This is a genomic window from Allomesorhizobium camelthorni (assembly GCF_011045125.1).
In the GTDB taxonomy this organism is placed as follows: Bacteria; Pseudomonadota; Alphaproteobacteria; order Rhizobiales; family Rhizobiaceae; genus Allomesorhizobium; species Allomesorhizobium camelthorni.
In genome coordinates this window covers 1-24,882 of record NZ_JAAKZF010000077.1, presented here as the reverse complement: position 1 = coordinate 24,882, position 24,882 = coordinate 1, and the positions used below count along the sequence as shown (strand labels likewise).

The window sequence follows — 24,882 nt, the reverse complement described above, 5'->3', positions numbered from 1 at the left end:
TAATACGGCACTTTCTGGATCGGCCTCGCAGCTTTTCCTTCTACCAGTTCACGGGGAGAGGGTGTCACAAGTGACGGATAGGTGGCGGCGCGAAGATCGGCGAGGTTGGCGCTGCCCCTCACCTGCCTGCCGGCATCCTCTCCCCGTATAGTGACGGGGAGAGGAGAGCGGCTTCGGCGTTGGCGCGCAACTGTCAACGACCTCCCTCTGGCCTGCCGGCCATCTCCCCCTCAAGGGAGGAGATTGGCTAATCGCCATGCTCGCGCCCAGCGGAACCACCCCCACCCCGATCCGCCTTGCGGATCGACCCTCCCCGCAAGGGGGAGGGTGGGCGCCGCGCACTGCCGCAGCACCCCCACCCGGCGCGCAAGCGCGCCGACCTCCCCCTCAAGGGGGAGGTAAAGAGGCGCCTAGTTGAAATATTCCTGCAGCGGGCGGACTTCCAAATTGCCCGCCTTGAGCGCGGCGATGGCTTCGGCGACGGCGGCGGCGCCGGAGAGGGTGGTGTAGTAGGGCACCTTCTGCATCAGCGTGGCGCGGCGGATCGATTTGGAGTCGGAGACCGCCTTCTGGCTGTCGGTGGTGTTGAAGACGAGCTGGACCTGGCGGTTGCGGATCGCGTCCTCGATATGCGGGCGGCCTTCCAGCACCTTGTTTATCTTCTCGGCCTCGACGCCCTGCTCGCGCAGGAAGCGCTGGGTGCCGCCGGTGGCGAGCACCTTGAAGCCGAGGCCGGCGATGCGCTTTACGGCGGGCAGAATGCCCGGCTTGTCCTCGTCGCGCACCGAGACGAACAGGGTGCCCGAGCGCGGCAGGTCGACGCCGGCGCCGAGCTGCGCCTTGGCGAAGGCCAGCGCGTAGTCGTAGTCGAGGCCCATGACCTCGCCGGTGGAGCGCATTTCGGGGCCGAGCAGGATGTCGACCCCGGGGAAGCGGGCGAAGGGAAAAACGGCTTCCTTGACGGCGATGTGGCCGGGGTTGCGCGCGTCGGGCTTTTCGCCATAGGCGGCGAAGGCCTCGTCGAGGCTGGCGCCGGCCATGATGCGCGCGGCGATCTTGGCGATCGGCTTGCCGATGGTCTTTGCCACGAAAGGCACGGTGCGCGAGGCGCGGGGATTCACTTCGAGGATGAAGATCGTGCCATCCTGGATAGCGAACTGCACGTTCATCAGCCCGCCGACGTTGAGCGCCTTGGCGAGCGCCGCCGTCTGGGCCTCCAGCTCGTCGACGAGCGCGGGCGACAAAGTGTGGACCGGCAGCGAGCAGGCCGAGTCGCCCGAATGGATGCCGGCCTCCTCGATGTGCTCCATGATGCCGGAGACGAAGGTGTCCTTGCCGTCGCAGAGGCAGTCGACATCGACCTCGATGGCGCCCGACAGATAGGTGTCGAAGAGCAGCGGGTTCTTGCCCAGGAGCGTGTTGATCTGGCCGGTCTTGTCGTTGGGGTATTTCTGCTTGATGTCCTCCGGCACCAGGCCGGGCACGGTGTCGAGCAAATAGGACTGCAGCATCGTCTCGTCGTGGATGATCTGCATGGCGCGGCCGCCGAGCACGTAGGAGGGGCGCACCACCAGCGGGAAGCCGAGCTCGCCGGCGACGGTGCGGGCCTGCTCGACCGACCAGGCGATGCCGTTCCTGGGCTGCAGCAGGCCGAGCTTGTGCAGCAGCTTCTGGAAGCGGTCGCGGTCCTCGGCAAGGTCGATCATGTCGGGCGAGGTGCCGAGGATCGGGATGCCGGCCTGTTCCAGCGCGTCGGCGAGCTTTAGCGGCGTCTGGCCGCCGAACTGGACGATGACGCCGTGAAGCGTGCCGGCGGCCTGCTCGGCGCGCAGGATCTCCAGCACGTCCTCGGCGGTCAGCGGCTCGAAATAGAGGCGGTCGGAGGTGTCGTAGTCAGTCGAGACCGTCTCCGGGTTGCAGTTGATCATGATCGATTCGTAGCCGGCCTCGTGCAGCGCGAAGGCGGCGTGGCAGCAGCAATAATCGAACTCGATGCCCTGGCCGATACGGTTGGGTCCGCCGCCAAGGATGACGACCTTCTTGCGGTCGGAAACCTCAGCCTCGTTGGCGAGCCGGCCGGCAAACGGCGTCTCGTAGGTCGAATACATGTAGGCGGTGGGCGAGGCGAATTCGGCAGCGCAGGTGTCGATGCGCTTGTAGACCGGATGGACATCGAGCTTTTCGCGGAGCTTGTGCACCGCTTCGGGGTCGGTCTTGGTCAATGAGGCGAGGCGGGCGTCGGAGAAGCCCATGGATTTCAGCATTCTGAGATTGGCGGCGTCGGCGGGCAGGCCGTGCTCGCGGATGCGGGCTTCCATGGCGATGATGCCGTCGATCTGCTCAAGGAACCACGGGTCGATCTTGCACATGTCGTGCACCTCTTCCAGCGAGGTTCCCATGCGGATCGCCTGCGCCACCATCCGAAGCCGGTCGGGCGTCGGCGTGCCGAGGGCGGCGCGGATGGCGTTCTTGTCGTCGCCGTGGCCGATGCCGGGGATCTCGATCTCGTCGAGGCCGGTAAGGCCGGTTTCGAGGCCGCGCAGCGCCTTCTGGAGGGACTCCTGGAAGGTGCGGCCGATCGCCATCACCTCGCCGACCGACTTCATGGCGGTGGTGAGCACCGGCTCCGCGCCGGGGAATTTCTCGAAGGCGAAGCGCGGGATCTTCGTGACGACATAGTCGATGGAGGGCTCGAAGGAGGCAGGCGTCGCGCCGCCGGTGATGTCGTTCTCAAGCTCGTCGAGCGTGTAGCCGACAGCGAGTTTCGCGGCGATCTTGGCGATGGGGAAGCCGGTTGCCTTCGAGGCAAGGGCGGAGGAGCGCGAGACGCGCGGGTTCATCTCGATGACGACGAGGCGGCCGTCGGCCGGGTTGACGGCGAACTGCACGTTGGAGCCGCCGGTCTCGACGCCGATCTCGCGCAGCACCGCGATCGAGGCGTTGCGCATCGTCTGGTACTCTTTGTCGGTGAGCGTCAGCGCCGGCGCGACGGTGATGGAATCGCCTGTGTGCACGCCCATCGGGTCGATGTTCTCGATGGAGCAGACGATGATGCAATTGTCGGCTTTGTCGCGCACGACCTCCATCTCGTATTCCTTCCAGCCGAGCACCGATTCCTCGATCAGCACTTCGGTGGTGGGGGAGGCGTCGAGGCCGGAGGCGACGATGTCGAAGAATTCGGCGCGGTTGTAGGCGATGCCGCCGCCGGTGCCGCCCATGGTGAAGGACGGGCGGATGATGGCGGGCAGGCCGACATGGTCGAGCGCCTGCGCGGCGATCGCCATCGCGTGGCCGATATAGCGCTGCTTGCGGTCGCCCTCGCCGAGGTTCCAGGTGGTTTCGAGCGCGTCGAGCGCGGCGTCCATGTCAGGCGCACCGCTGGCCTTCAGTTCGGCGCGCTCGGCCTCGTGCTTCTTGCGGTCCTCGTCCTTCACCGCGGAGGCATTGGCGAGCATCGAGCGTGGCGTCTCCAGGCCGATCTTCGCCATCGCCTCGCGGAACAGCGAGCGGTCCTCGGCCTTGTCGATCGCGTGCGCGTCGGCGCCGATCATCTCGACATTGTAGCGGTCGAGCACGCCCATGCGGCGCAGCGACAGCGCGGTGTTGAGCGCGGTCTGGCCGCCCATGGTTGGGAGCAGCGCGTCGGGGCGCTCGCGCGCGATGATCTTGGCGACGACTTCGGGCGTGATCGGCTCGACATAGGTGGCGTCGGCCAGTTCCGGGTCGGTCATGATGGTGGCCGGATTGGAATTGACCAGGATGATGCGGTAGCCCTCCGCCTTCAGCGCCTTGCAGGCCTGGGTGCCGGAATAGTCGAACTCGCAGGCCTGGCCGATGACGATCGGGCCGGCGCCGATGATCAGGATCGACTTGATGTCGGTGCGTTTGGGCATAGCGGGGTCCGTTCGGCGGGCGCTGCGCGAAAATCCGGCACGGGGAGGCCCGGCCGGCGGCGCTGCGGATTTCTGAAGTCAGGCTAAGGGCGCCTTATAGGCAAATGTTCTGGCGTGCGTAACCCCGAAAATGCGGGCCTGCAAACGGGTCGCAGCCATTTGGAACATGCCTTGCTCCGCCGGCCGGCCTCTGGGATGATCGGCGGCGAAAGGACCAAAACCGATGTGGCTACTGCCGACGACGGCGCTGGTCGCGATTCTTGCGGCAGTCGCGCCGGCCTCAGCCTACATAGTTTTTCCGGATCGCGACGATCCGGACAGGCTGATCGTGCTCATCGAGAAGCCCTATGGCGATCTCGTTCCCTTCGGAACGCTGCCGCCGCCGTTCAACAAGGTCGTGCAGACGCTGCAGGGGCCGGACCGGCTGTCCTTCCGCTGGCGCTACGGCAGGAGCAGGGAAGAGGGCCTTTCCTATCTGCATGTCGACGAGGACGGAAAGGCGACGATCCATTTCGAGTTCATCGGCGGGGAGACGGCCGGCCAGGATACACTCGGCGCGGCGGCAGTGCTGGTCGACACGGAGGGCAGGGCGCTGCACAGTATTTACGCCAAGTCGGATTTTTCGGGTGCGGCCCCGGTGAACGGCGAGGAACGCCGCCGGGTCAGCTTGTCGGTCGAGCGGCCGGCGGATTGGTGGCGCAGGGTCGACGGGATCGCCTACTTCTACATGAGATACCCGAAGCAGCGGAATCTCGACGAAGGCGAGCAATGGCGGGCCATGCGGCGCGCTGTGTGGCGCTTCACAAGCGGGGCAGGGACCGAGCAGCGGCAGTAGGAAGGCAAGAGGTAAACCCGCTGCCGGATGCGCCGGCAATGCGGTTGGACGACGCCTGAAAGCCGACATTGCTTGGAACCGGCTCTCCCGACCCATGCGGTCATTCAGGCCATCGCCCGATACGCTACCGCTCGGCCGGCGGCGCTGGTATCATCGGCCCCTTGCCTTCACGAATGGCGGCAAAAATGGATCTGCAAACCTTCAGAGATTCGATTGCGAAACCACAGCCGCCCGCCGGCTTGAGCGCCGCATTGCAGGCGCTGTGGTGGGATGCAAAAGGCGATTGGAACAAGGCTCACGAACGCGCGCAGGAGCACGATGATACGGCGGGCATGCATGTGCATGCCTATCTCCATCGCAAGGAAGGCGATCAGTCGAATGCGGAATACTGGTATCGCCGCTGCGGCGCAGCGCCATCGACCTTGACGCTCGATGCGGAGTGGGAAGAGTTGGCGCAGGCACTTTTGCAGCAAGGCTAAGCCCTGCTCCTCGCAAGGTCTCGTGCGGCGCAACCGAGTCGAGCGTCTCTTTTTTCCTGCGTATCCGGCGTGCGCCATCCAATAGAGTTGGCTTGCCATGGCGACTGGAAGGGCCATTGCACGGCCATGGCCCTTCCCTGGATTGAATCGCATGGGCGCGGCCCCACCGTCCGCGATTGTCCCGACAGGTCAGCCGTCGATCTTGACCAGCATCTTGCCGATGTTGTCGCCCGAGAACAGGCCGAGGAACGCCTTGGGCGCGTTGTCCAGGCCCTCGACCACCGTGTCGCGCCACTTGATGCGGCCGTCGGCGATCCATCCGGTCATCTCGGCGGTGAACTCCGGCAACAGGTCGTAGTGGTCGAGAACGATGTAGCCCCGCAGCGAGAGGCGGTTGATGATGATGCGGGCGAGGTTGCGCGCCGCGTCGGCGACGCCCTCGTCATTATAGCCGGCGATCATGCCGCAGATGACAAAGCGCGCATGGTCCTTGGCGTTGGCCAAGGCGGCGTCGAGATGCTCGCCGCCGACATTGTCGAAATAGACGTCGATGCCTTCCGGAGCGGCCTTTGCCAATGCGGCGGCGAGATCGTCCGCGGTCTTGTAGTTGATCACCACGTCCGCGCCCAATTCGTCGCGGACCCAGGCTGCCTTGGCTTCGCCGCCCGCCGAGGCGATGACGCGCGCGCCCTTCGCCTTGGCGATCTGGACCGTCATCGAGCCGACGGCGCCGGCGCCGGCCGAGATGAAGATCGTCTCCCCAGCCTTCAGCTCCCCTATGCGGCCGAGGCCGACATAGGCCGTGAAGCCCGGAACGCCCAACGGTCCGAGCCACGCCGGTTCGGGCGCGGCCGCGGCGTCGATCTTCGAGACGGCAGATGCATCCACGATGGTGTAATCGCGCCAGCCCGAAAAATGGCTGACCAGGTCGCCCGGCTTGAACCTCTCGTCGGCGGAACGCTCGACCACGCCGACCGCAGCACCCTCCAGCGCCTGGCCGAGCTGGAACGGCGCGATGTAGCTCGGCCGGTCGCGCATGCGTCCGCGCATATAGGGATCGACGGACATCCATGTCGTGCGGACAAGAATCTGCCCCGGCGCCGGCTCGGGAAGCGTGCGGCTCACCACTTCGAAATTGTCGAGGCTGGGCAGTCCGTCCGGCCGGCTCTTGAGATGGATTTCGCGTGCTGCAATCGTCATGGGAATCCCCTATATAGAAGTGTACTGTTGGTAACTTGCATTGTGTAACTTACTATCAGTAACATAAGAGACGGCCTTTCGCCTTCCAAGTGCAAGGGGCGGTTTCGGTTGTACCAGCGGAGCAGTTGTGGATAGACCAGCGATGAGAAAGATGCCGAAGGCGGCGCGGCGCGAGCAACTGCTCGACACGGCGCGCAAAATCATCGCGGAAGAGGGAACCGAAGCGCTGACGCTCGGCCATCTCGCCGAGCGAGCGGGCGTGAGCAAGCCGATCGCCTACGAACATTTCGCCACGCGGGCCGGACTCCTGGTGGCCTTGTGCGACGAATACAACGACAGGCAGGTCGCGGCGCGGGAAAAGGCGCTCGCGACGGGCAGCGCGACGCTGGCGGACATCGCCGCCATTTTCGCGTCGGCCTATGTCAACTGCGTTCTCGACATCGGACCTGAAATGGGCGCTGCCTTCGACGCTCTGGCCGCCAGCGAGGAAACCGCCGCATTCCGCCAGTCGCTGCGCGAGGGCTACATCGCGGAATACCGCAAAGGGTTCGGACGGCTCGTCGACGTCCCTTCGGTGGCGGGGAATGCGATCTTCGCCGGTTTCCTGGGCGCCGCCGAGGCGCTGGCGAACGACGCCGCGGCCGGCCGGATAGACCGGGCCGCGGCGATCGAGGCATTGTCGCGGATATTCACATCCACGCTGGAACGGTATCCACCGCGCTAGTCCAGCGTCCGATGGATAGCCTTGGCTCAGGTCAGGTTCCTGCGCCGCTCCAACTCGGCCTCGGTCGGCGTCTCGGACGCGAACGATCCGGTGCGGACTTCGCCGTCGGGCACGTATTTCGTGACGACGATGCCGGAGGGCGACGATTGCACGGAGACGAGCTTCAGGCCCATAGGCCGAGCTTCATCGCCGAAAAGCCGCTTGCCCTTGCCCAGAATGACCGGGAACACCGAGACCTTGAACTCGTCGACCAGACCGTGCGCCAGCAAGGTCTTCAGGAAATTGGTGGAGCCCTGGGTCAGCAGATCCGGGCCGTCTTCCTGCTTCAGCTCCTTCAGCGCGGCGACCGGATCGGGGCCGAGCGTCCGGCTGTTCTGCCAGGTCGGCTTGAAATCCGGGTTCCGTGTCGCGACGAATTTGGTGACGCGGTCGAACAGCGGCCCGATCGGGTCGTCCTTTTCGACATAGGGCCAGTGGGCGGCGAAAATGTCGTAGGTCTTGCGGCCGAGCAAAAGGTCGAAAGGCTTCGAGAACATCTCGCCAATGATCTCGCCCATCTTGTCGTCGAAATGCGGCGCGACCCAGCCGCCATATCTGAAGCCGCCGGTCGGGTCTTCGTGCGGTCCGCCGGGCGCCTGCATGACGCCGTCGAGACTAACCATTGCGGCTGCAACTATTTTCCTCATTGCATTTCTCCCTTCATGTCGGATGCTCCCAAAGGACGATGGGGGACGCTCGGTTCCGACAGCGTCGGGGAAAAATCAGTCGACAATCTCGTTGAACTGCGGCGCCGGCGTCTCGGCCGCGGCGGCGATGATCGAATCGAGCAGGCCGGGAAAGCGCCGGCCGAGCTCGGCGCGGCGCAGCGAAATCAGCCGGCTGGTGCCGGAAATCTCCGTGCGGGTCACGCCGGCCTCGCGCAACTTGGCCAGATGGTAGCTGAGATTGGTCTTGGAGCCGAAGTCGAGGAACTGGCTGCAGTTCATCGGCACGCCTTCATTACGGGCAAGATACTTCACGATGGCCAGCCGCGTCTGGTCGCCGAGCACAGCCAGCACATTGGCGAGGTCGATCTGGTCGACGGAGGGGTGGGGCAAGATCATGGTTCGAAAGGTAAAGGCGTTCAGGGCTCGATTCAATGTGACGCAGTGTTCCTGGGTAGTGTCTCGGTTTGATTTCGGCTCAGGGTGGAATCCAGCCTTTTCCATTTCTCAGTCTGAATGGACGAGTTGCGCCATATTCAGGGCAGGCGATCGCGTTCCTTCGGCAAAACAGATCGGCAGGCTTAGAATCGGGCTTGAAAGTCATACCTACTAGTCGGTATGCTACACCCTCAGTTGGTATGGAACGATGCACCGTCAACACGACCCCAAGACCAGGTTTCTCAACGCGACGATCAAGGTGGTGCGTATCAAGGGCTATGCGGCAACGCGCATTGAAGACGTCTGCGCCGAGGCGGGGCTGTCCAAGGGCAGCTTCTTCCACCACTTCAAGAGCAAGGAGGACCTGGCACTTGCGGCATCGGCGCATTGGGATGCGCGGGCGGCCGACATCTTCGCCAGAGCGCCCTTTCACGATGAAGCCGATCCTCGCGACCGGCTCATCGCCTATGTCGACTTTCGCAAGGCGATCCTGACGGGAGATTTGCCCGATTTCACCTGTTTCGCGGGCACGATCGTTCAGGAAGCTTACCGCACTCATCCCGACATCAGCGCCGCCTGCGCAAGAAGCCTCGGCGCCGGCGTAAGATCGCTTGAGGCCGATATTCGCGCGGCGATGGACAAATACGGCGTGCGCGCAGATTGGACGCCAGAAAGCCTCGCGCTGCATATGGAGGCAGTCGTCCAGGGGGGCTTCATTCTCGCCAAGGCCAGGGGCGGCGCGAAGGCCGCGGCCGAAAGCCTCGACCACCTGCGCCGCTATCTCAGGCTTCTGTTCGCGGAAGGATCACGCCGTTTCGCAAACTGAAAACCCCGCATAGGAAAGGATCGAACATGGGACAGCCGGTTGTTCACTTCGAGATCATAGGCAAGGAGCCGGAAAAGCTCCAACGTTACTATGGGGAACTGTTCGGATGGACTTTCGATACGAGTAGCCCGGTATCGGAGGCGATTTCCAATCCCACGGACTACGGATTCGTCGATAGCGATCAGAACGGCGGTGGGATCCCCGGCGGCGTTGCCGGGGGCGAGGGCTATGACGGCCATGTGACATTCTATGTTGGCGTCGACGATGTCGAAACCGCGCTTCGCAACGCGGAGAGCCTCGGCGGGACACGCCGTCTGGGGCCGGTTAGGTCGCCGAGCGGAAATCTCGTGGTCGGCAAGTTCGAGGACCCCGAAGGCCATTTGATCGGCGTTGCCTGCACAAAATAGCGCCTGAGCGGGCACTCGCATGAGCTAAGGACCGCACCGAAGCAAGAGTCCGCTTGGGGTCGTGCGCCGAAATTCAAACTGAGACGCTACCGGTTCCGGACATGAGCGTGGCAGGAGGCTTGTGGCAGTAGATTGACATGGCGCGACGACAGGTTCAATAGTTCAAGAAATTTTGAACTAAGGAGAGGGTCGTGGACAAGCGTCTGATATGGCTGGCCGTGGGATCGTTCGCGATGAGCACGGTGGGCTTCGTCTTCTCCAGCCTGCTGCCGGCGATCGCCGCCGACGCCGGCGTTTCGGTTCCGCATGCCGGCTATCTCATCACCGCATTCTCACTCGCCTACGCCATCGGCGCGCCGGTGCTGTCAGCGCTGGCCGGTGAGATCGACAGGCGGCGCGTGCTGGCGGTTGCCATGCTTGCCTTCGTCGCCGGCAATGCCGTCGCGGCGACCAGTTCGTCCTTCTCCGGGTTGCTGGCCGCGCAGATATTGATGGGCATGTCGGCCGGCCTGTTCGCCGCGACGGCGCAGGCGACGGCCGTGGCGCTGGCCGGGCCGGAGCACCGCGCACGCGCCATAGCAGTGGTGGTCGGCGGCACAACTTTCGCGGTCGCGCTCGGGGCGCCCGCGGGCTCGCTGATCGCCACGATGTGGGGCTGGCGCGGCACTTTCGTGGCAATCGCGCTGCTCGGCCTCGCCTGCGCGATTATCCTGTGGGTGCGGCTGCCGCACGGAATGCGCGGCGCGCGCCTGACGCTTGGCGAGCGGTTTGCCGCGGTAGGCAGGCCCGGAATATTTCCGTCGCTCTCGGTGACGTTTCTCTACCTCACCGGCGGCTTCGCCATCATTTCCTATATCGCGCCGCTGACCGTCGAGGGCGCCGGCCTGCCGGCGCTCGCCATACCGGGCATGCTGCTCGCCTTCGGCATTGGCGCGGTGATCGGCAATCTCGCCAGCGGCTATCTGGCAGACCGCATCGGGGCGACACGGGTGGTCGTCCTGGCGCTGCTGACGTCCGCCGCCGTGAGCGTCGTTATTGCGCTCGTGCTCAAATTCCTGCCGCCTGCGATCTCCGGGCCGGCGCTGATCGCGCTGATGGGCCTGTGGGGCACGATCGGCTGGTCGTTTCCGCCGGCGCAGGCGAGCCGCATCGTCGGCTTTGCGCCCGAGGTCGCGCATCTGACGCTGTCGCTCAACGCCTCGGCGCTCTATTTCGGCATCGCCGCCGGGACAGTCGTCGGCGGGCGAGTGCTGGAATTCGCCGCGCCGTCCGACCTCGGCCTCGTCGCCGCCGCCTTTCCGTTGCTGGCGCTGGCGGTGCTGATGGCGAGCGGGAGATCGCGGCGTATCGCCGCCGCGCCAGCAGCGGAGTAGAGGCCGAAGAGTTCCGACGGCAGGAGCGTGGGCGACAAGCAGCGCGGCTGAGGTTCATCGCCAATCGATGCCCATCGAAAGTCAAAGTTAAGCAGTCTGAGCTAATATGCCGGGAAAACCGGTGCGAATACGGGATTTCCGACAGGCTGCGGTGTTGAAATTCTACGGCTTCAATTTTGCCCAGGCGCGCGGGATCGTCCTTGCATGGACGAATATCCCGACGGCGATAGCCGTGGTTGTCATCATCATTGGCGGCATTTACGCCGAACGTCAGAACCGATTGGTGCATGAACAGGCGAGCCGGGCCGATGTTCTGGCCGACGTCAATTTGATCCGGGCCAAGCTCGAAGGCAACATCAACGGCAATCTCCAGCTTGTGCGCGGCCTGGTCGCAACCATCACCACCGAACCGGAGATGGACCAGGCGCGCTTCGCAGCACTGGCCGAAAACCTGTTTCGCGAGCAAAGCCAACTCAGGAACATTGCCGCCGCGCCAGACCTCGTCGTCTCGCTGATGTATCCGATGGAGGGCAATGAGCGAGTTATCGGCCTCGATTACCGCAAAGTCGACCGGCAGCGCGCGGCGGCGCTGAGGGCGCGCGATACCGGCGAACTGGTGCTGGCTGGGCCAGTGGATCTGCGCCAGGGCGGGCAGGGATTTATCGGCAGGTTTCCGGTTTTCACGCCCGCCGAGGGCGGCGGCGAGAAATTCTGGGGCATCGTTTCGGCGGTGGTGGATGTCGAACGGCTCTACCGCGACAGCGGCCTCACAGATCCGGCGCTGCCGATCGAGGTGGCGCTGATCGGACATGACGCGCTCGGCAAGACAGGCGACCGGTTCTATGGCGATCCGGAAGTGATGGAAAGCCATCCGGTGACGGCCAGCGTGCAATTGCCTTCGGGCTCATGGCAGATCGCTGCTATTCCGAAAAGCGGCTGGAACGCGACGCCTCCGAACGCCTGGCTGCTGCGCGCCCTGGTATTCGTGGCCGGCGCTTTGGTGATCGTGCCGATCGTGATCTCCGGGCGGCTTATCGAGGAGCGCCGGAAGCACTACCGCGATTCGCGCCGCCGCGAGATGCAGCTCAGGCGGCTGTCGCAGCGGCTCGAACTGGCGCTGGATGCCTCGCAGATCGGCGTGTGGGAGCATGACCTGGAGACGGACCAGAATGTTTGGGACGACAGGGTCAACGAGATGTACGGGCTACCGGCCGACGGCAAGCCGCGAAACTATGACGACTGGGTCGGCAAGATCCATCCGGATGATCTGGAGCGTGCGCAGAGGGATTTCAAAAAGGCGGTAGCTACGCACGGGCGCTACTCCTCGGAGTACCGCATCGTGTTGCCCGGCGGCGAAATCCGCTATCTTCGCACCCGCGCGATCGTCTATCAGGAGGGCAACGAGACCCCGAGGATGGTCGGCGCCGAATGGGATGTGACCGCCGATGTGATGCTCAACAGGGAACTGGAGCGGGCGAAGGATCTGGCGGAGACCCGATATGCGGAACTCGAGGCCGCCAAGGCTCGCATCGAGCACAATGCTCTGCATGATTCGCTCACCGGCCTGCCCAACCGGCGCTATCTCGACGAGATACTCGAGCACTATACGGCGGCCTGCGCACGCAGCGGCGGTTACGCCGCGCTACTGCACATTGATCTCGACCGCTTCAAGCAAATCAACGACACTCTCGGCCACGCAGCCGGCGACGCCATGCTGGTACATGCGTCGAAGGTTCTGAAAGCGAATGTACGGTCGCAGGATTTCGTGGCGCGCATCGGCGGCGACGAGTTTGTGGTGGTGTGCACGTCCGAGTCCGGCTCGGACGATCTGGCCGTGCTCGCCGACCGCATCACCAGCCAGATGCGCCAGCCGGTCTCCTATGAGGGCCATCAATGCCGGTTCGGCGTCAGCATAGGCATTGCCGCCGAAACCGGCGAAAACATCGATCCGAAGCGCCTGCTGGTCAATGCCGACATCGCGCTCTACCGGGCCAAGAGCCGCGGCCGCAACCGGCACGAATTCTTCACCGAAGCGCTGCAGGCCGAGATCGTCACCGCCAAGCGGGTGGCCGACGAGATATTGGGCGGCCTGGAACGCAGCGAGTTCATCGCCTACTACCAGCCGCAGTTCGACGCAAGAACGCTCGAGATCGCCGGCGTCGAGGCGCTGGCGCGATGGCGGCACCCGGCGGAAGGGATGCTGACGCCGGAATCGTTCATCAGGATTGCCGAGGAACTGAACGTCGTCTCGACGATCGACCGTGTGATCCTAGAGCAGGCGCTCGTGGATTTCGAGGATTGGACCAAGTCAGGCCTCATCGTGCCGCGTGTCTCCGTCAATGTCTCGGCGCGGCGGCTCCAGGACGAGGAACTGATCAAAAGCCTGCGCAATCTGAACATCCGTCCAGGCACAGTGTCGTTCGAGCTCGTCGAATCGATCTTTCTCGACGACGGTGACGAGGTGGTCGCCTGGAACGTCAATCAGATCAAGGAACTCGGCATCGACATCGAGATCGACGATTTCGGCACCGGCTACGCCTCGATCGTCAGCCTGCTCAAGCTCCAGCCGCGCCGCCTGAAGATTGACCGCCAGCTCGTCATGCCGATCGTCGAATCGCCCAAGCAGAGAAGCCTGGTGGAATCGATCGTGGAAATCGGCAAATCGCTCGGCATCGAGGTGGTGGCCGAGGGCGTCGAGACGATGCAGCATGCGCGTATCCTCAAGGAGATCGGCTGCGACATGCTGCAGGGTTTCGCGCTCGGGCGCGCCATGAGCGCCGCCGAGCTCAAGGCGTTTATACGGCAGCGCAAGCGCCGCGCCGCGTCCTAGATTCAGGTGACCTGACATCGAAAAAGCTGTGACAGGCTGCAACCGTTGGGCTAGTTATCGGTTGAAGGTCGCTGGCGGCATTCGCGCCGGGGCCGGTTCAAATCGATGAGGAACGCGCCATGCGCTGGAGAGGCCGTCGGCAGAGCGAGAATGTCCAGGACGCGCGCGGCCAGGGCGGTGGGTTCGGCGGCGGTGGACTGGGGCGCGGCGGCGGCATTCGCCTGCCGATGGGCCGGGGAGTCGGCGGCGGCGGCATTTCGGGCATCATCATCCTGGTCATTCTGTTTTTCGCGCTGCGGGCCTGCGGCATCGACCCCCTCGAAATGCTGACCGAAGGGGGAGGCCCGGCGGGCGGTGGCGGGCAGATCACCCAGACAAACACCCAGGCGAGCGACGAGATGACCCAGTTCGTCTCGACGGTGCTCGCCGAAACCGAGGATGTGTGGAACGGCATCTTCCAGGCGGAGGGGCTCGACTATACCGAGCCGACGCTGGTGCTGTTTTCGGGACAGGTGCGCTCGGCCTGCGGCTTCGCCTCAGCGGCTTCTGGCCCGTTCTACTGTCCGGGCGACAGCAAGGTCTATATCGACCTAGCCTTCTATGACCAGCTCGAGCGCCAGTTCGACGCCGCCGGCGACTTCGCGCAGGCCTACGTGCTGGCGCACGAGGTCGGCCACCACATCCAGAACCTGACCGGCATCCTGCCGAAGTTCAACCAGATGCGGCAATCGATGAGCCAGGCGGAGGCCAACCAGATGTCGACGCGGGTGGAATTGCAGGCTGACTGCTTCGCCGGCATATGGGGGCATTTTACCGACCAGAAGGGTCTGCTTGAAGAGGGCGATCTCGAGGAGGCGCTGAACGCCGCCACGCAGATCGGCGACGATACGCTGCAGCGCCGTACGCAGGGCTATGTCGTGCCCGAGAGCTTCAATCACGGCACCTCGGAGCAGCGCGCGACCTGGTTCAATCGCGGCTTCCAGAGCGGCAGGCTGGCGGATTGCGACACGTTCAACAACCCGATTTGAGGTTTTGAGGCACGACGCGAAGCTGCTCTCTTCTCCCCGTTCTTACGCGGAGGATGCCGCCCATTCGACTTCGCCCAGGAGGAAGGTGAGTGGCGGCACGAACTGTCCAATGCTGGCTCCGCCCCTCATCCGTCACTTCGTGACACCTTCTCACCGTGAACGGGGAAAAGGGAAGACCGCTACCTCCTTCGCCAACGCCCTTTTTTCTTCGCCCAATGTGATCTGCATCACCGACATCGCCGCCCAGCCCGTGCATGCTTACGCTCCCGCAATCCCGCAAGGAGCACGCCGCCATGCCCAATGGAATCCAGCAGCCGAAACCGTTCGACCTCGTCGGCGATCCCGTGCTCATTGCCGGCATCGGCCAGGGTTTTGAAGCGACGCTCAACTGGCGCGTCCATGACGGGCACGACGAGCGCACCGGCTTCTTCAATGTCGGCGGCGGCACCGGCGAACACGGCCAGTTCCAGGTCCAGGCGGCGATCGGCGCGGCTGCCTTCCAGCTCGACCGGCTGTTCGTCGAGGTGTTCGAGGAGAGTGCGCAGGACGGTTCGGAGATCAACAAGGTGATCGTGCCGGTGATCTACGGTCCGCGGATCGTCGCGAACTATATCGGCTTCCGCATCCATGTGGTGAAGCCGGGCGACACGCTGTCGAAGATCTCCGAGGAGCACTATGGCAGCACGGCCCAGTTCCAGCGCATCGTGCGCGCCAACCCGCTGGTGATCGACAACCCGAACCTCATCTTCCCCGGCCAGCAACTGAAAGTGCCGATCGGTGCGTGAGAGGCCTTTGCCGTGGATGGAATCCCCCTCGGGTCGGCCCGTCAGGATTCGCGGATGAAGCGCTTGTAGATCCAGCCCTTCTTGCCGTCGAACACGACTTCGCACCACGCCTTGCAGTCGAGCACGCTAACCGACGCCTTGGCCGGCACCACGGCGACGACCTTGGACTCGTCATTGGGGCCCGCGCGCAGATTGACGTATTTGGTCACGCGCGCCTCGCGCCCCACAGCCTCTTCCGCTTCACCGGCTTTCTCGTCGCGGGGCTCGGGGAAGGGGGCGGAAGCTGGAAGGGGGACAGTAGCGATTGCGGCGGTGGCGGTTTCATCGGTTGTATCGCCGTTTTCCGATGCCGAGCTGTCGAACTGGCGTTCGGCTGCGTCGCCTTGTTCGGCATAAGCCATTGTGGGCGCGGCTGACGGCGCGTTTTCCTGGCCGGGGAATTTCGGCGCGGACGTCGCTGTCGATTTCAACGCGGCTATCGCGCGCTGCGCTGGCGCGGCGGCTTTCAGGCCGACAGGCACGGCCTTGGCTTCAACGGCGTCGCTCTTAAGCGGCGAGGCAGGTTTTGGAGCGGCCTTTGCCGCCGCGAGCGCTGCCTCAGCCTTGTCAGCCGCGGCAACCCTGACGGCCTCGCGCGCGACGGCGGGGGCTTCCGCAGCGGCGCGCATCACGGCGCGTTCGGCAAGGTGGTCGACGAACATTGCGCTCAAAGTGCCGGCCGCAACCACGGAGGACACGGCGGCGGCGATGCCCGCCATTCTGCGGGCCCTGCGCCAATCCAGGCGCGCCCGAAACAGCCGTTTCGGTACGCCGGCGGCGCCGAGTTTACGGAAATTTTTCACACTGAACCCTCTACGCAAGCCCCCTGCCCACTGAATCATGACCTGCAAATGTGGCCAGTTCGGGTCAGAATTGTGCCTATCCCCTTGAAAGGGTGCGGGGTTTCGGCACCGCTCAGCGTTCGGCCAGCGCCGGTTCGCCCTTCCGCTCGCGGATCAGATTGGCGAAGCGGCGGAACAGGTAGTGCGAATCCTGCGGGCCGGGCGAGGCCTCCGGGTGGTGCTGCACCGAGAACACCGGCTTGCCAGCGAGCGAGATGCCGCAATTGGAGCCGTCGAACAGCGAAATATGCGTCTCCTCGACGCCCTTTGGCAGCGACTTCGAATCGACCGAGAAGCCGTGGTTCATCGAGACTATCTCGACCTTGCCGGTGGTGTGGTCCTTCACCGGGTGGTTCGCGCCATGATGACCCTGATGCATCTTTTCGGTCGTGCCGCCGAGCGCCAGCGCCAGCATCTGGTGGCCGAGGCAAATGCCGAATACCGGCAGTTCGGTCTTCAGCAGATCCTTGATCACCGGCACGGCGTATTCGCCGGTGGCGGCCGGGTCGCCGGGACCGTTGGAGAGAAAGACGCCGTCCGGCTTCATGGCGAGGATCTCGTCGGCGCCGGTCCTTGCCGGCACCACGGTGACCTTGGCGCCGAGGCCGGCAAGCAGCCTTAGAATGTTGCGTTTGATGCCGTAATCTATGGCGACGACGTGCATGGAAGGCTCGGCCTGCTCGCCATAGCCTTCATCCCAGACCCAGGGCGTTTCGCGCCAGACGGAGGACTGGCCGGAGGTGACTTCTTTTGCCAGATCGAGACCGACAAGGCCGGTCCACGCCTTCGCCCTGGCCTTCAGGTCGTCGATGTCGAACCTGCCGTCGGGCGCATGCGCAATGACGGCGTTGGGCGCCCCCTTCTCGCGGATCAGCGCGGTCAGCGCGCGCGTGTCGATGCCCGAGATGGCGATGACGCCGCGGCGCTTCAGCCACTGGTCGAGATGGCCGGAGGCGCGGTAGCTCGACGGATTGGTGACGTCTGCCTTGAACACGGCGCCGACAGCGCCGGCGCGCGCCGCCGGGCTCAGGTCCTCGATGTCCTCCTCATTAGCGCCGATATTGCCGATGTGCGGGAAAGTGAAGGTGACGATCTGGCCGGCGTAGGAGGGGTCGGTGAGGATTTCCTGGTAGCCGGTAAGCGCCGTGTTGAAGCACACTTCGGCGACGGCGCTGCCCGTGGCGCCGAGCCCGTGCCCTTCGATGACGGTGCCGTCGGCGAGCACCAGGAGGGCGGTCGGCGTTTCGGTTGCCCAGGGGGCGGTGGCGGCGGCCATGGCGGTGCTCCGTGTCGATCAGGTCAGGCAGGCTGCGCCCTTGAAAAACGGCCCGATAAGGGCCATATGGCGCAACGAAAAGCACGGGATGCCACGAATTTGGCAAACCCCCGTGCACAGCAAAACAGTTCATGCAAGGCGCGGACAATAAGCGAAGCAGCCCGACCGGTCAATGATCGCGGACGCGGTGAAGCCAAATAATTTCCTTTGGAAAACAGGAACTTGGCGGTTCACATTGCGTTTGCGTTGATCGGTCGCGGGCGTTATTGTCGCTCGCCGGTAAAGGAGATTCCGCCATGCGCGAGCAAATCGCCCAGGCACTCAAATCGTCGCTGAAAGCCCAGGACAAGCGTTCGACGTCGACGCTGCGCCTGATCAATGCGGCAATCCAGGATCGCGACATCGCCAATCGCGGCGCGGGCAAGGATCCCGTCAGCGACGAGGAGATCATGCAGATCCTGGCCAAGATGGTGAAGCAGCGCGAGGAATCGGCCAAGGCCTTCGAGGAAGGCAACAGGCTGGAACTCGCGGCGCAGGAGCGCGACGAGATCGCAATCATACGCGGCTTCATGCCCAAGCAACTCGGCGAGGACGCCGTGAAGCAGGCCTGCCAGCAGGTCATTCACGAGGTCGGCGCCGACGGCCTGCGCGACATGGGCCGCTGCATGAACGCGCTCAAGGAAAAATTCCCGGGCAAGATGGACTTCGGCAAGGCCAGCGGCATCGTCAAGACGATGCTGCAGTAGGCGAGAGCCGACGGCCAGTTGATGGTCATGTGAAGCCGGCCCGCAAGGGTCGGCTTTTTTGCGCTTCCGGTCCAACTGATCGAAGCATCGTTCCGGATGGAAGCCGCCAATTTGACCGCTATCTTGCGAACTTCCGTGCCCCGGCCACGCACAGGATAACGCCGACGGTGACCGCGAGCATGAGCCCGCTTACGGGTTCATGCAGCAGCGTCGCCGCCAAAGCGAGACCAAAGAACGGTTGAAGCAACTGCAACTGCCCCACGGCAGCGATGCCGCCCTGCGCCAGCCCGCGATACCAGAACACGAAGCCGATAAGCATGCTGAACAAGGAAACGTAAGCAAGACTGATCCAGGTCGGCGTACCCACACCCGCAAGTGAAGGCGGTATCAGAAACCACGTGAGCGGCATCATGACAGGCAGCGACAGGACGAGTGCCCACGAGATGACCTGCCAACCTCCTAACGAGCGCGACAATTTTGCGCCTTCGGCATAGCCAAGCCCGCAGGCAATGATGGCGGCAAGCATCAAGGCGTCACCCAAGGGCGAGGCGGAAAGGCCCTGCATCAGCGCGAAGCCAACCACCAGCGAACTGCCCAGCAGCGAGAAAATCCAGAAAGCCGGACGGGGATGTTCGCCGCCGCGTATCACGCCAAAGATTGCCGTCGCCAGCGGCAGCAATCCGATAAAAACGATGGAATGCGCCGAAGTGATGTATTGGAGCGCAAGCGCGGTAAGGAGCGGAAAACCCACGACAACGCCCAATGCGACGATCATCAGTGGAACAAAGTCACGGCGAGCCGGGCGCTTCTCCTTGAACGCAAGCAGGAGGAGGACTGCCAGGAGGCCGGCGATGGCGGCGCGCGCGACGGTGAGAAACACGGGGTCCAGTTCCATAACCGCAAGCCGCGTCGCCGGCAGGGAGCCGCTGAAGATCAGCACGCCGATGAAGCCGTTGATCCACCCTGCCGCTGTCCTGTCCATGCCCCGACCCTTCGATTTGCCGGCCCCTTATCTGCTCCGGCGGCTGGCGCAGCCAGTAACGGTTCGGTACAATTTAGCCGAACTGTTATGCTGGAAGGGGCAGTACGGATGAACGAACACGCGGCAGGAGGCACCCGTGTCGATATGGTCATGGCCACGATCCGTCAGCGCATTGCCGGACGCAGCCTGACGCCGGGCGCAAGACTGCCTTCGATCCGGAAATCCGCCTCGGCGCTGAAGGTTTCGCCTTCAACCGTGGTGGATGCTTACGAGCGGCTGGTTGCGGAGGGAACGATTCACTCACGGCCAGGCTCTGGATTCTACGTTGCCAGCCAGGCAGCTCCGCTGTCGCTCTCCGAGATCGGCCCCAAGGTCGACCGCGCCGTCGACCCCTTCTGGGTCTCGCGACAGTCTCTGGAATCAAGCGACGGCGTCTTGAAGCCCGGCTGCGGCTGGCTTCCGCCGTCATGGCTGCCGGAGGACAGCATCAGGAGGGCGCTTCGCTCGCTCTCGCGCGCCGACGGCGCTGTGCTTGCCGACTACTGCTCCCCTTTGGGTCTGCCGGCACTGCGCCAATTCCTGGCACGGCGCATGGCCGAGCGAGGCATTGAGTCGTCGCCCGATCAGATCATGCTGACGGAATCCGGCACGCAGGCATTGGACCTCGTGTGTCGTTTCCTGCTCGAGCCCGGCGACACCGTGCTCGTCGACGATCCTTGCTACTTCAACTTCCAGGCCCTGCTTCGCGCCCACCGCGCCAAGATCGTCAGCGTGCCCTATACGCGCTGCGGCCCGGACATAGAGCTATTTGGACAGGCGCTCAACGAGCATCGTCCGCGGCTCTACATCACGAACTCCGCAATCCACAATCCGACCGGCGCGACCCTATCCCCGGTTGTGGCTCACAAGGTGCTCAAGCTCGCGGATCAATTCGGGCTGACCATTATCGAAGACGATCTTTTCGCCGACTTCGAGCGTTTGCCTGCGCCGCGTCTCGCGGCTTTCGACGGGCTCGACCGCGTCGTCCTGATCGGCAGCTTCTCCAAGACGATTTCCGCGTCGGTGCGATGCGGGTTCGTGGCCGCGCGCCCGGAATGGATCGAAGGGCTCATCGATCTGAAGATCGCCACCTCGTTCGGCGGCGGGCGGCTGGGCGCCGAGCTGGTTCTGGCCGTCCTGAGCGATGGCCGCTACCGAAAGCATATGGAGAGTTTGCGTAGTCGTCTCGGCAGCGCCATGTCCAATGTTGCGGCAAAGTTGAAAGCCATCGGGATTGAACCCTGGCTGATGCCGGAGGCAGGCATGTTGCTGTGGTGCCGTCTTCCCGGTGATGTCGATGCAGCAGACCTTGCCCGGGCGGCGGTTGCCGAAAACGTGGTTCTGGCGCCGGGGAATGCATTCAGTGTGTCGCAGTCCTCTGGCAATTTTATGCGTTTCAACGTTTCTCAAACGATGGACGACCGCATATTCGAGGTATTGCGGCGGTCCCTGGATCGCGCCCGCAAATCCGGCTCGTAAGCGAGAGCCCGCGGCGCAACGTCCGCCTCTGCCGCATTCGGACCGAATGCTTCCGTGCCAGGAAAGGCGCGCACGCGGAAAGAATTCGGCTTCAAGTCTTCCCGTCAAATCAGCTCGCGCAGGCGCGCGAGTTCGGCTTTGTCTTCCTCGCGCCTGATCGGGAAGGCGGCCAAGAACCATTCCAGGAGATCCGTCATTTCCGGAGGGTTCCGGCCTTGCCAGATCGGGGTGACGGCGGCGCGCAGATCGAGGAGTGCGGCGCGCGCTTCTTCCTTGCGGCCAAGCTGCAGCAGCGCCGCCGCCTTCCAACCGGGTGCATCGGCGATCACATCGTTGGAGCGCCCGGCGGCCTCCACCACGCCTTCCATGTCGCCGAGGAAATAGCGCGTGGTGGCGATGTAGCACCACTGATAATCCAGGAAGCGGGTAGTGAGCGAGGTCGCGTGATCGAGCAGTTCCCGCGCCTGGTCGGTTCGCCCCATGAAGGCGAGGCCTACCGCAGCCGAAACCAGAGTTTTCGGACTGTTCGGATTGAGTTCGGCGGCAAGCGTGAAATGCAGCTCGGACTGCTCGAAGCGCAGCGCCATCGCCGTCGACCAGGCGACGACCAGATGATTGCGCGCATCGAGCGGGTCGATCTCGACGGCGCGGAGCGCCAGTTTCAGAGCCAGGCGCGTCGTCTCCTCGTCGCGTGAAATGCCCGGACGGATGAACTGGCGCGAATTGTAGACGCTGGCGAGGCTCGCATGCGCCGGTGCGAAGCCCGGATCATTAGCAATCGCCTTCTCGAACAGTCGTTCGGCTTCGTCCTCGGTTTCTACCGACCAGTGCGTGAGCAAATGCTCGCCGCGCAGCCAGCAATCATATGCTCCGAGATCGCGCAGGGGGTCGGGCAGGACGCGCGACAGGCGATGGTGGGAAAGGTAGACTTCCAGCGTGGAGGCGATTTTCGCGACCAGACGCTTCTGGGTGCTCGTCCAGCTGGCGAGCGCCAGATCGAAGGAATCGCTCCAGACGATCCCGCGCGTGCTCGGCTCGGCCAGCGTCACATACATCTTGACCTGGTCGTGGTCTCCGACGCATTCGGCGGTCAGGCTGTATTCCAGCATCGCGTTCATTTCCGCGCCATCATCGGCCTCGATGACCGTCCATTCGCGGAATTTCGACAGGACCGCGACGAGTTCGGACCGGAAGCCAGAGGCTACCGCACCGACGCCTTCGCCATACGCTTGAAATTTACCGATGGCGATGCTGGCGGTTCGCGCTCCCGGCCGAGGCGCCTTGGCCGGCTCCTCGCTGCTCGGCGCGACGCCTGAGAGGCGCTGGATGAGCGCCGTGGTCTCGTCACTGGGGGCGATGTCGAACTTTTCAAGCAGGACACTGCGCAGACCCTGATAGACGCGCATCGCGGATGCCACATTGCCGGCAGCGAGATAGTGCCGGATCAACTGCTGCGCGGCGCGTTCATGGCTAGGCTCGAGGATCAGAAGGGCGGTCGCCGCGCGCCGTAGCGTCTGCTCGGTGACCTCGAACCGATCCAGCATGACCTGCAGCGCCTCGATCAGGCCGTCATGACGGTTGTGGCGCGTGACGCTCAGCCAGGCGCTGAACAGGCTGCTCACGTCGTCGAAGCCGAGCAGCACGGATTCCGTGCAGTCCGGCCGGTAGAGCAGCAAGTCATCGACCCGGCCCTCATCGACATCCTCGAAGAGCCGGACGAGGTCGACCGCGATCAGCGCGGGGTTCAGTCCGACGATGCCGCCGCGGCGAAGCAGCCGTTTCGTCGAGCCTCGCGTAATGGCCTTCTCGACGAGCTGCAGGCGGGCCGCAAGCCTGCGGCGCGAGTCGGCCAGGTTCCTGTCGGGCCAGAGCAGCGTGGCCAGGCGATCCTGATGCGCCTGGTACTGGCTGGACAGAGCGAGGTGGCCGATCAGCGCCTGCGCTTCGTGCGATCGCAGGTCAACGGGTTCGCCGTCGTCGCCCACCAGCGCAAAGCCGTCAATGACGGAGATCGTCAGCTGCGAGGCGGCCTTATCCGCCGGGGCGGCAGCCGCGGCCGTCACATGGTAGAGCGAAACGGGCTCGGGCATATGCTTCAGAGCCGGGCGACCGGCAAAGCGGAAGCCGTAACGCGTGGTGTCGCGGCTAGCCCGATAGACGTCCTGCGTGACGCATACGCCGCCGGGCAGCGCCTTGGCCTCTACGCGCGTCGCCATGTTGACGGCGTGGCCGTACACGTCCTGGCCCCTGCGGCGAACCTCGCCTATGTGAAGTCCGATGCGGAATTTTCCGTGGCCGGGACGCTCCTGTTCCAGGGCGCCGATCCGCTCCTGGACGCTCATCGCATAATCGACCGCGCTCGACGCGCTGTCGAACAGGATGAGGACGCCGTCGCCGGTGGTCTTCACGAACTCGGCGCCGAAGGGTTCGCAATGCTCCTGGAACAACTGGAAGCATTGCGCGACATATTCCAGCGTATCGGCTTCGTCGGCCGCGATCAGCCTAGTATATTGCTGCAGATCGGCGACCAGAATCGCCTTGAGGATTTTTTGCTCCAATTCCACCAATTGTCGCCGCCTTGCCGACAAGACAGATGACCCCGCGCGAACTACAGGTTACGTCGAAGTATCGATGCTGTCGAAGGGGAAAGCGACGATGCCGAACAAGGAAACCGACAGGGTTCCCGAAGCGATGGCTCTTTTTGACGTGATCGAACTGCCGAATGGCGGCGGCCCAGCGCATTTCGCGGTGGCAATACCGGGCAAACGCTTGAGACAAATGCCGGGTTTTCCGGGCGCAGCCCTGCCCGAGGCGGGCAGGATGGCCTCCGGACGCGGCCTCGACGCGCCGCAATGCCGGGCAAGCTCGGTCGGCGAAGCGGTGGAGCTTGCGAGCTGCTGCGCCTGGGGCGACGAGCGGCTGGTGGCGGCAAGCTTGAAGGAAATAGGCGCTGCCGCGCTGCCGCCGGAAGCGCTGAACGGTTTCGACCGGAGCCAGGTCGAGGAGCGCGAAGCATGGAATGCAGCCCACTCCAGTTTCGACTGGCGGCCGGCTCCGCTCGCCGACGGCACGCCGATCGACTGGATCGAGGTCGAGGATGCATTCGGCGGCGCGGCCAAATTCGCGCCGACCGATTTCGTGTTCATCGGGCTGCGGGAGGTGGGCGACAGCCAAGCGGCGGCGATCGGCGACAGCAATGGCTGCGCGGCGGGAGAGGACGCGGAAACCGCGAAGACCGCCGCCGTGCTCGAACTGGTGGAACGGGACGCCACGGCAAGGTGGTGGTACGGGCGACGCCGGCGCGCTCCGATCGACATCGCGGCAATAGAAGGCGCGGCCGAGTTGACGGGCTGGCTCGCCGGTCGCGAGCGGCGGAGCTTTCTGTTCGACATTACCACCGACCTTGACATTCCGGTTATCGCCGCGATGTCGGCCGAGCCGAATGGCTGCGACATCGCGCTCGGCTTCGCGGCGCGGCTCGATCCGCACCTGGCGGCGATCTCGGCGCTGACCGAAATGCTGCAGATGGAGGTTTCACTCAGTGCCGCCCGCGCGCTCGGCGATGCGGCGGGCTCGTGGGCGTATTGGCTACGGACGGCGCGGACTTCGACGCCGCCGCTCGACGCTACTCCCGGCGTTCCGTCCGGCACGCTTCTGAAAGCTGCCCCTGGCCAACGCTCCGGCCTGTCGGCCCTGCTCGACGCCTGCGCGCGCCGCAATGTCGACCTCTGCTTCGCCGACATGACCCGGCCGGCGATTGGCGTGCCGGTGTTCCGGGCGCTGTCGACCGCGCTCTGCCATTACAAGCCGCGCTTCGCGCGCAGCCGGCTGCTCGACGCCGACCCGCGCGATCTTGCGCCGGCCGCGCAATGGGCGGGCGAGCCCTGGCTGGTGATCTGAGGCGTGCAGCGCGTTAACGACAGCGCAAGCGGCTGCCGTGAGCTGATATGCCTTAGT

The 24,882-nt window shown here is 64.3% G+C and carries 20 protein-coding genes; 12 read left to right on the top strand and 8 right to left on the bottom strand.

The window, feature by feature from the left end; all coding sequences use genetic code 11:
* Positions 1-410 precede the first annotated feature (410 nt).
* Positions 411-3,893 (bottom strand): carbamoyl-phosphate synthase large subunit, encoded by a 3,483-nt coding sequence (gene carB / locus G6N73_RS28885; protein WP_165033422.1) that lies wholly within the window; start codon positions 3,891-3,893, stop codon positions 411-413.
* Positions 3,894-4,116: 223 nt separating this feature from the next.
* Here carB and G6N73_RS28880 point away from each other — a divergent pair, with 223 nt between their 5' ends.
* Positions 4,117-4,728, top strand: a complete 612-nt coding sequence (locus G6N73_RS28880; protein WP_165033421.1) for a hypothetical protein — start codon at positions 4,117-4,119, stop codon at positions 4,726-4,728.
* A 185-nt stretch (positions 4,729-4,913) separates the two neighbouring features.
* Positions 4,914-5,207 (top strand): hypothetical protein, encoded by a 294-nt coding sequence (locus G6N73_RS28875; RefSeq protein WP_165033420.1) that lies wholly within the window; start codon positions 4,914-4,916, stop codon positions 5,205-5,207.
* 189 nt (positions 5,208-5,396) lie between these two features.
* On the opposite strand, the gene G6N73_RS28870 is transcribed toward G6N73_RS28875, so the two are convergent.
* The gene (locus tag G6N73_RS28870) at positions 5,397-6,407 is read right to left on the bottom strand and encodes an NADP-dependent oxidoreductase (RefSeq protein ID WP_165033419.1); all 1,011 of its coding nucleotides are present in this window, start codon (positions 6,405-6,407) and stop codon (positions 5,397-5,399) included.
* A 142-nt stretch (positions 6,408-6,549) separates the two neighbouring features.
* On the opposite strand from G6N73_RS28870, the gene G6N73_RS28865 reads away from it, so the two are divergent.
* Positions 6,550-7,131, top strand: coding sequence for a TetR/AcrR family transcriptional regulator (locus G6N73_RS28865; protein WP_246252661.1), 582 nt, complete (start codon positions 6,550-6,552; stop codon positions 7,129-7,131).
* Positions 7,132-7,157: 26 nt separating this feature from the next.
* Here the strand turns inward: G6N73_RS28865 and G6N73_RS28860 are convergent, their stop codons facing one another.
* Positions 7,158-7,817 (bottom strand): dihydrofolate reductase family protein, encoded by a 660-nt coding sequence (locus tag G6N73_RS28860; RefSeq protein ID WP_165033418.1) that lies wholly within the window; start codon positions 7,815-7,817, stop codon positions 7,158-7,160.
* Between the two features lie 75 nt (positions 7,818-7,892).
* Positions 7,893-8,234: an ArsR/SmtB family transcription factor gene (locus G6N73_RS28855; RefSeq protein WP_165033417.1), complete on the bottom strand. Its 342-nt coding sequence runs from the start codon at positions 8,232-8,234 to the stop codon at positions 7,893-7,895.
* 247 nt (positions 8,235-8,481) lie between these two features.
* On the opposite strand from G6N73_RS28855, the gene G6N73_RS28850 reads away from it, so the two are divergent.
* The 6 genes from G6N73_RS28850 to G6N73_RS28825 all read left to right on the top strand — a co-directional run bounded on the left by G6N73_RS28850 (position 8,482) and on the right by G6N73_RS28825 (position 15,522).
* Positions 8,482-9,099 (top strand): TetR/AcrR family transcriptional regulator, encoded by a 618-nt coding sequence (locus G6N73_RS28850; protein WP_165033416.1) that lies wholly within the window; start codon positions 8,482-8,484, stop codon positions 9,097-9,099.
* A gap of 26 nt (positions 9,100-9,125) precedes the next feature.
* On the top strand, positions 9,126-9,506 hold the full coding sequence (locus tag G6N73_RS28845; protein WP_165033415.1) for a VOC family protein: 381 nt from the start codon (positions 9,126-9,128) through the stop codon (positions 9,504-9,506).
* A gap of 191 nt (positions 9,507-9,697) precedes the next feature.
* The gene (locus tag G6N73_RS28840) at positions 9,698-10,879 is read left to right on the top strand and encodes an MFS transporter (RefSeq protein ID WP_165033414.1); all 1,182 of its coding nucleotides are present in this window, start codon (positions 9,698-9,700) and stop codon (positions 10,877-10,879) included.
* 121 nt (positions 10,880-11,000) lie between these two features.
* Complete coding sequence (locus G6N73_RS28835; RefSeq protein ID WP_425484157.1) at positions 11,001-13,709, top strand: bifunctional diguanylate cyclase/phosphodiesterase; 2,709 nt, start codon at positions 11,001-11,003, stop codon at positions 13,707-13,709.
* Positions 13,710-13,828: 119 nt separating this feature from the next.
* Complete coding sequence (gene ypfJ / locus G6N73_RS28830; RefSeq protein WP_165033413.1) at positions 13,829-14,737, top strand: KPN_02809 family neutral zinc metallopeptidase; 909 nt, start codon at positions 13,829-13,831, stop codon at positions 14,735-14,737.
* A gap of 293 nt (positions 14,738-15,030) precedes the next feature.
* Positions 15,031-15,522: a Gmad2 immunoglobulin-like domain-containing protein gene (locus G6N73_RS28825; RefSeq protein ID WP_165033412.1), complete on the top strand. Its 492-nt coding sequence runs from the start codon at positions 15,031-15,033 to the stop codon at positions 15,520-15,522.
* A gap of 41 nt (positions 15,523-15,563) precedes the next feature.
* Here the strand turns inward: G6N73_RS28825 and G6N73_RS38405 are convergent, their stop codons facing one another.
* Together G6N73_RS38405 and carA are read right to left on the bottom strand one after the other, a co-directional pair.
* Positions 15,564-16,364, bottom strand: a complete 801-nt coding sequence (locus tag G6N73_RS38405) for an SH3 domain-containing protein (protein WP_165033411.1) — start codon at positions 16,362-16,364, stop codon at positions 15,564-15,566.
* Between the two features lie 112 nt (positions 16,365-16,476).
* Positions 16,477-17,679: a glutamine-hydrolyzing carbamoyl-phosphate synthase small subunit gene (gene carA / locus G6N73_RS28815; RefSeq protein ID WP_165033410.1), complete on the bottom strand. Its 1,203-nt coding sequence runs from the start codon at positions 17,677-17,679 to the stop codon at positions 16,477-16,479.
* 296 nt (positions 17,680-17,975) lie between these two features.
* Between carA and G6N73_RS28810 the strand changes: the two genes are divergently transcribed.
* Positions 17,976-18,425 carry a GatB/YqeY domain-containing protein gene (locus tag G6N73_RS28810; protein WP_008835718.1) on the top strand — a complete coding sequence of 150 codons (450 nt, stop codon included), beginning with the start codon at positions 17,976-17,978 and terminating at the stop codon, positions 18,423-18,425.
* Positions 18,426-18,543: 118 nt separating this feature from the next.
* Here the strand turns inward: G6N73_RS28810 and G6N73_RS28805 are convergent, their stop codons facing one another.
* Positions 18,544-19,407, bottom strand: coding sequence for a DMT family transporter (locus G6N73_RS28805; RefSeq protein WP_165033409.1), 864 nt, complete (start codon positions 19,405-19,407; stop codon positions 18,544-18,546).
* An 87-nt stretch (positions 19,408-19,494) separates the two neighbouring features.
* On the opposite strand from G6N73_RS28805, the gene G6N73_RS28800 reads away from it, so the two are divergent.
* Positions 19,495-20,925 (top strand): aminotransferase-like domain-containing protein, encoded by a 1,431-nt coding sequence (locus G6N73_RS28800; protein WP_165033408.1) that lies wholly within the window; start codon positions 19,495-19,497, stop codon positions 20,923-20,925.
* Between the two features lie 104 nt (positions 20,926-21,029).
* On the opposite strand, the gene G6N73_RS28795 is transcribed toward G6N73_RS28800, so the two are convergent.
* Positions 21,030-23,489 carry an adenylate/guanylate cyclase domain-containing protein gene (locus tag G6N73_RS28795; RefSeq protein ID WP_165033407.1) on the bottom strand — a complete coding sequence of 820 codons (2,460 nt, stop codon included), beginning with the start codon at positions 23,487-23,489 and terminating at the stop codon, positions 21,030-21,032.
* 91 nt (positions 23,490-23,580) lie between these two features.
* Here G6N73_RS28795 and G6N73_RS28790 point away from each other — a divergent pair, with 91 nt between their 5' ends.
* Positions 23,581-24,825: a YcaO-like family protein gene (locus G6N73_RS28790; RefSeq protein ID WP_165033406.1), complete on the top strand. Its 1,245-nt coding sequence runs from the start codon at positions 23,581-23,583 to the stop codon at positions 24,823-24,825.
* The last annotated feature ends 57 nt before the right edge of the window (positions 24,826-24,882 follow it).

Bases quoted from the DNA above. Each gene is read 5' to 3' on its own strand.
- G6N73_RS28845 (WP_165033415.1), top strand. From the start codon at position 9,126: ATGGGACAGCCGGTTGTTCACTTCGAGATCATAGGCAAGGAGCCGGAA.
- G6N73_RS28805 (WP_165033409.1), bottom strand. From the start codon at position 19,407: ATGGACAGGACAGCGGCAGGGTGGATCAACGGCTTCATCGGCGTGCTG.
- G6N73_RS28850 (WP_165033416.1), top strand. From the start codon at position 8,482: ATGCACCGTCAACACGACCCCAAGACCAGGTTTCTCAACGCGACGATC.
- G6N73_RS28875 (WP_165033420.1), top strand. From the start codon at position 4,914: ATGGATCTGCAAACCTTCAGAGATTCGATTGCGAAACCACAGCCGCCC.
- G6N73_RS28825 (WP_165033412.1), top strand. From the start codon at position 15,031: ATGCCCAATGGAATCCAGCAGCCGAAACCGTTCGACCTCGTCGGCGAT.
- G6N73_RS28790 (WP_165033406.1), top strand. From the start codon at position 23,581: ATGCCGAACAAGGAAACCGACAGGGTTCCCGAAGCGATGGCTCTTTTT.
- G6N73_RS28810 (WP_008835718.1), top strand. From the start codon at position 17,976: ATGCGCGAGCAAATCGCCCAGGCACTCAAATCGTCGCTGAAAGCCCAG.
- G6N73_RS28870 (WP_165033419.1), bottom strand. From the start codon at position 6,407: ATGACGATTGCAGCACGCGAAATCCATCTCAAGAGCCGGCCGGACGGA.
- G6N73_RS28860 (WP_165033418.1), bottom strand. From the start codon at position 7,817: ATGAGGAAAATAGTTGCAGCCGCAATGGTTAGTCTCGACGGCGTCATG.
- carA (WP_165033410.1), bottom strand. From the start codon at position 17,679: ATGGCCGCCGCCACCGCCCCCTGGGCAACCGAAACGCCGACCGCCCTC.
- G6N73_RS28855 (WP_165033417.1), bottom strand. From the start codon at position 8,234: ATGATCTTGCCCCACCCCTCCGTCGACCAGATCGACCTCGCCAATGTG.
- G6N73_RS28880 (WP_165033421.1), top strand. From the start codon at position 4,117: ATGTGGCTACTGCCGACGACGGCGCTGGTCGCGATTCTTGCGGCAGTC.
- carB (WP_165033422.1), bottom strand. From the start codon at position 3,893: ATGCCCAAACGCACCGACATCAAGTCGATCCTGATCATCGGCGCCGGC.
- G6N73_RS28865 (WP_246252661.1), top strand. From the start codon at position 6,550: ATGAGAAAGATGCCGAAGGCGGCGCGGCGCGAGCAACTGCTCGACACG.
- G6N73_RS28800 (WP_165033408.1), top strand. From the start codon at position 19,495: ATGCTGGAAGGGGCAGTACGGATGAACGAACACGCGGCAGGAGGCACC.
- ypfJ (WP_165033413.1), top strand. From the start codon at position 13,829: ATGCGCTGGAGAGGCCGTCGGCAGAGCGAGAATGTCCAGGACGCGCGC.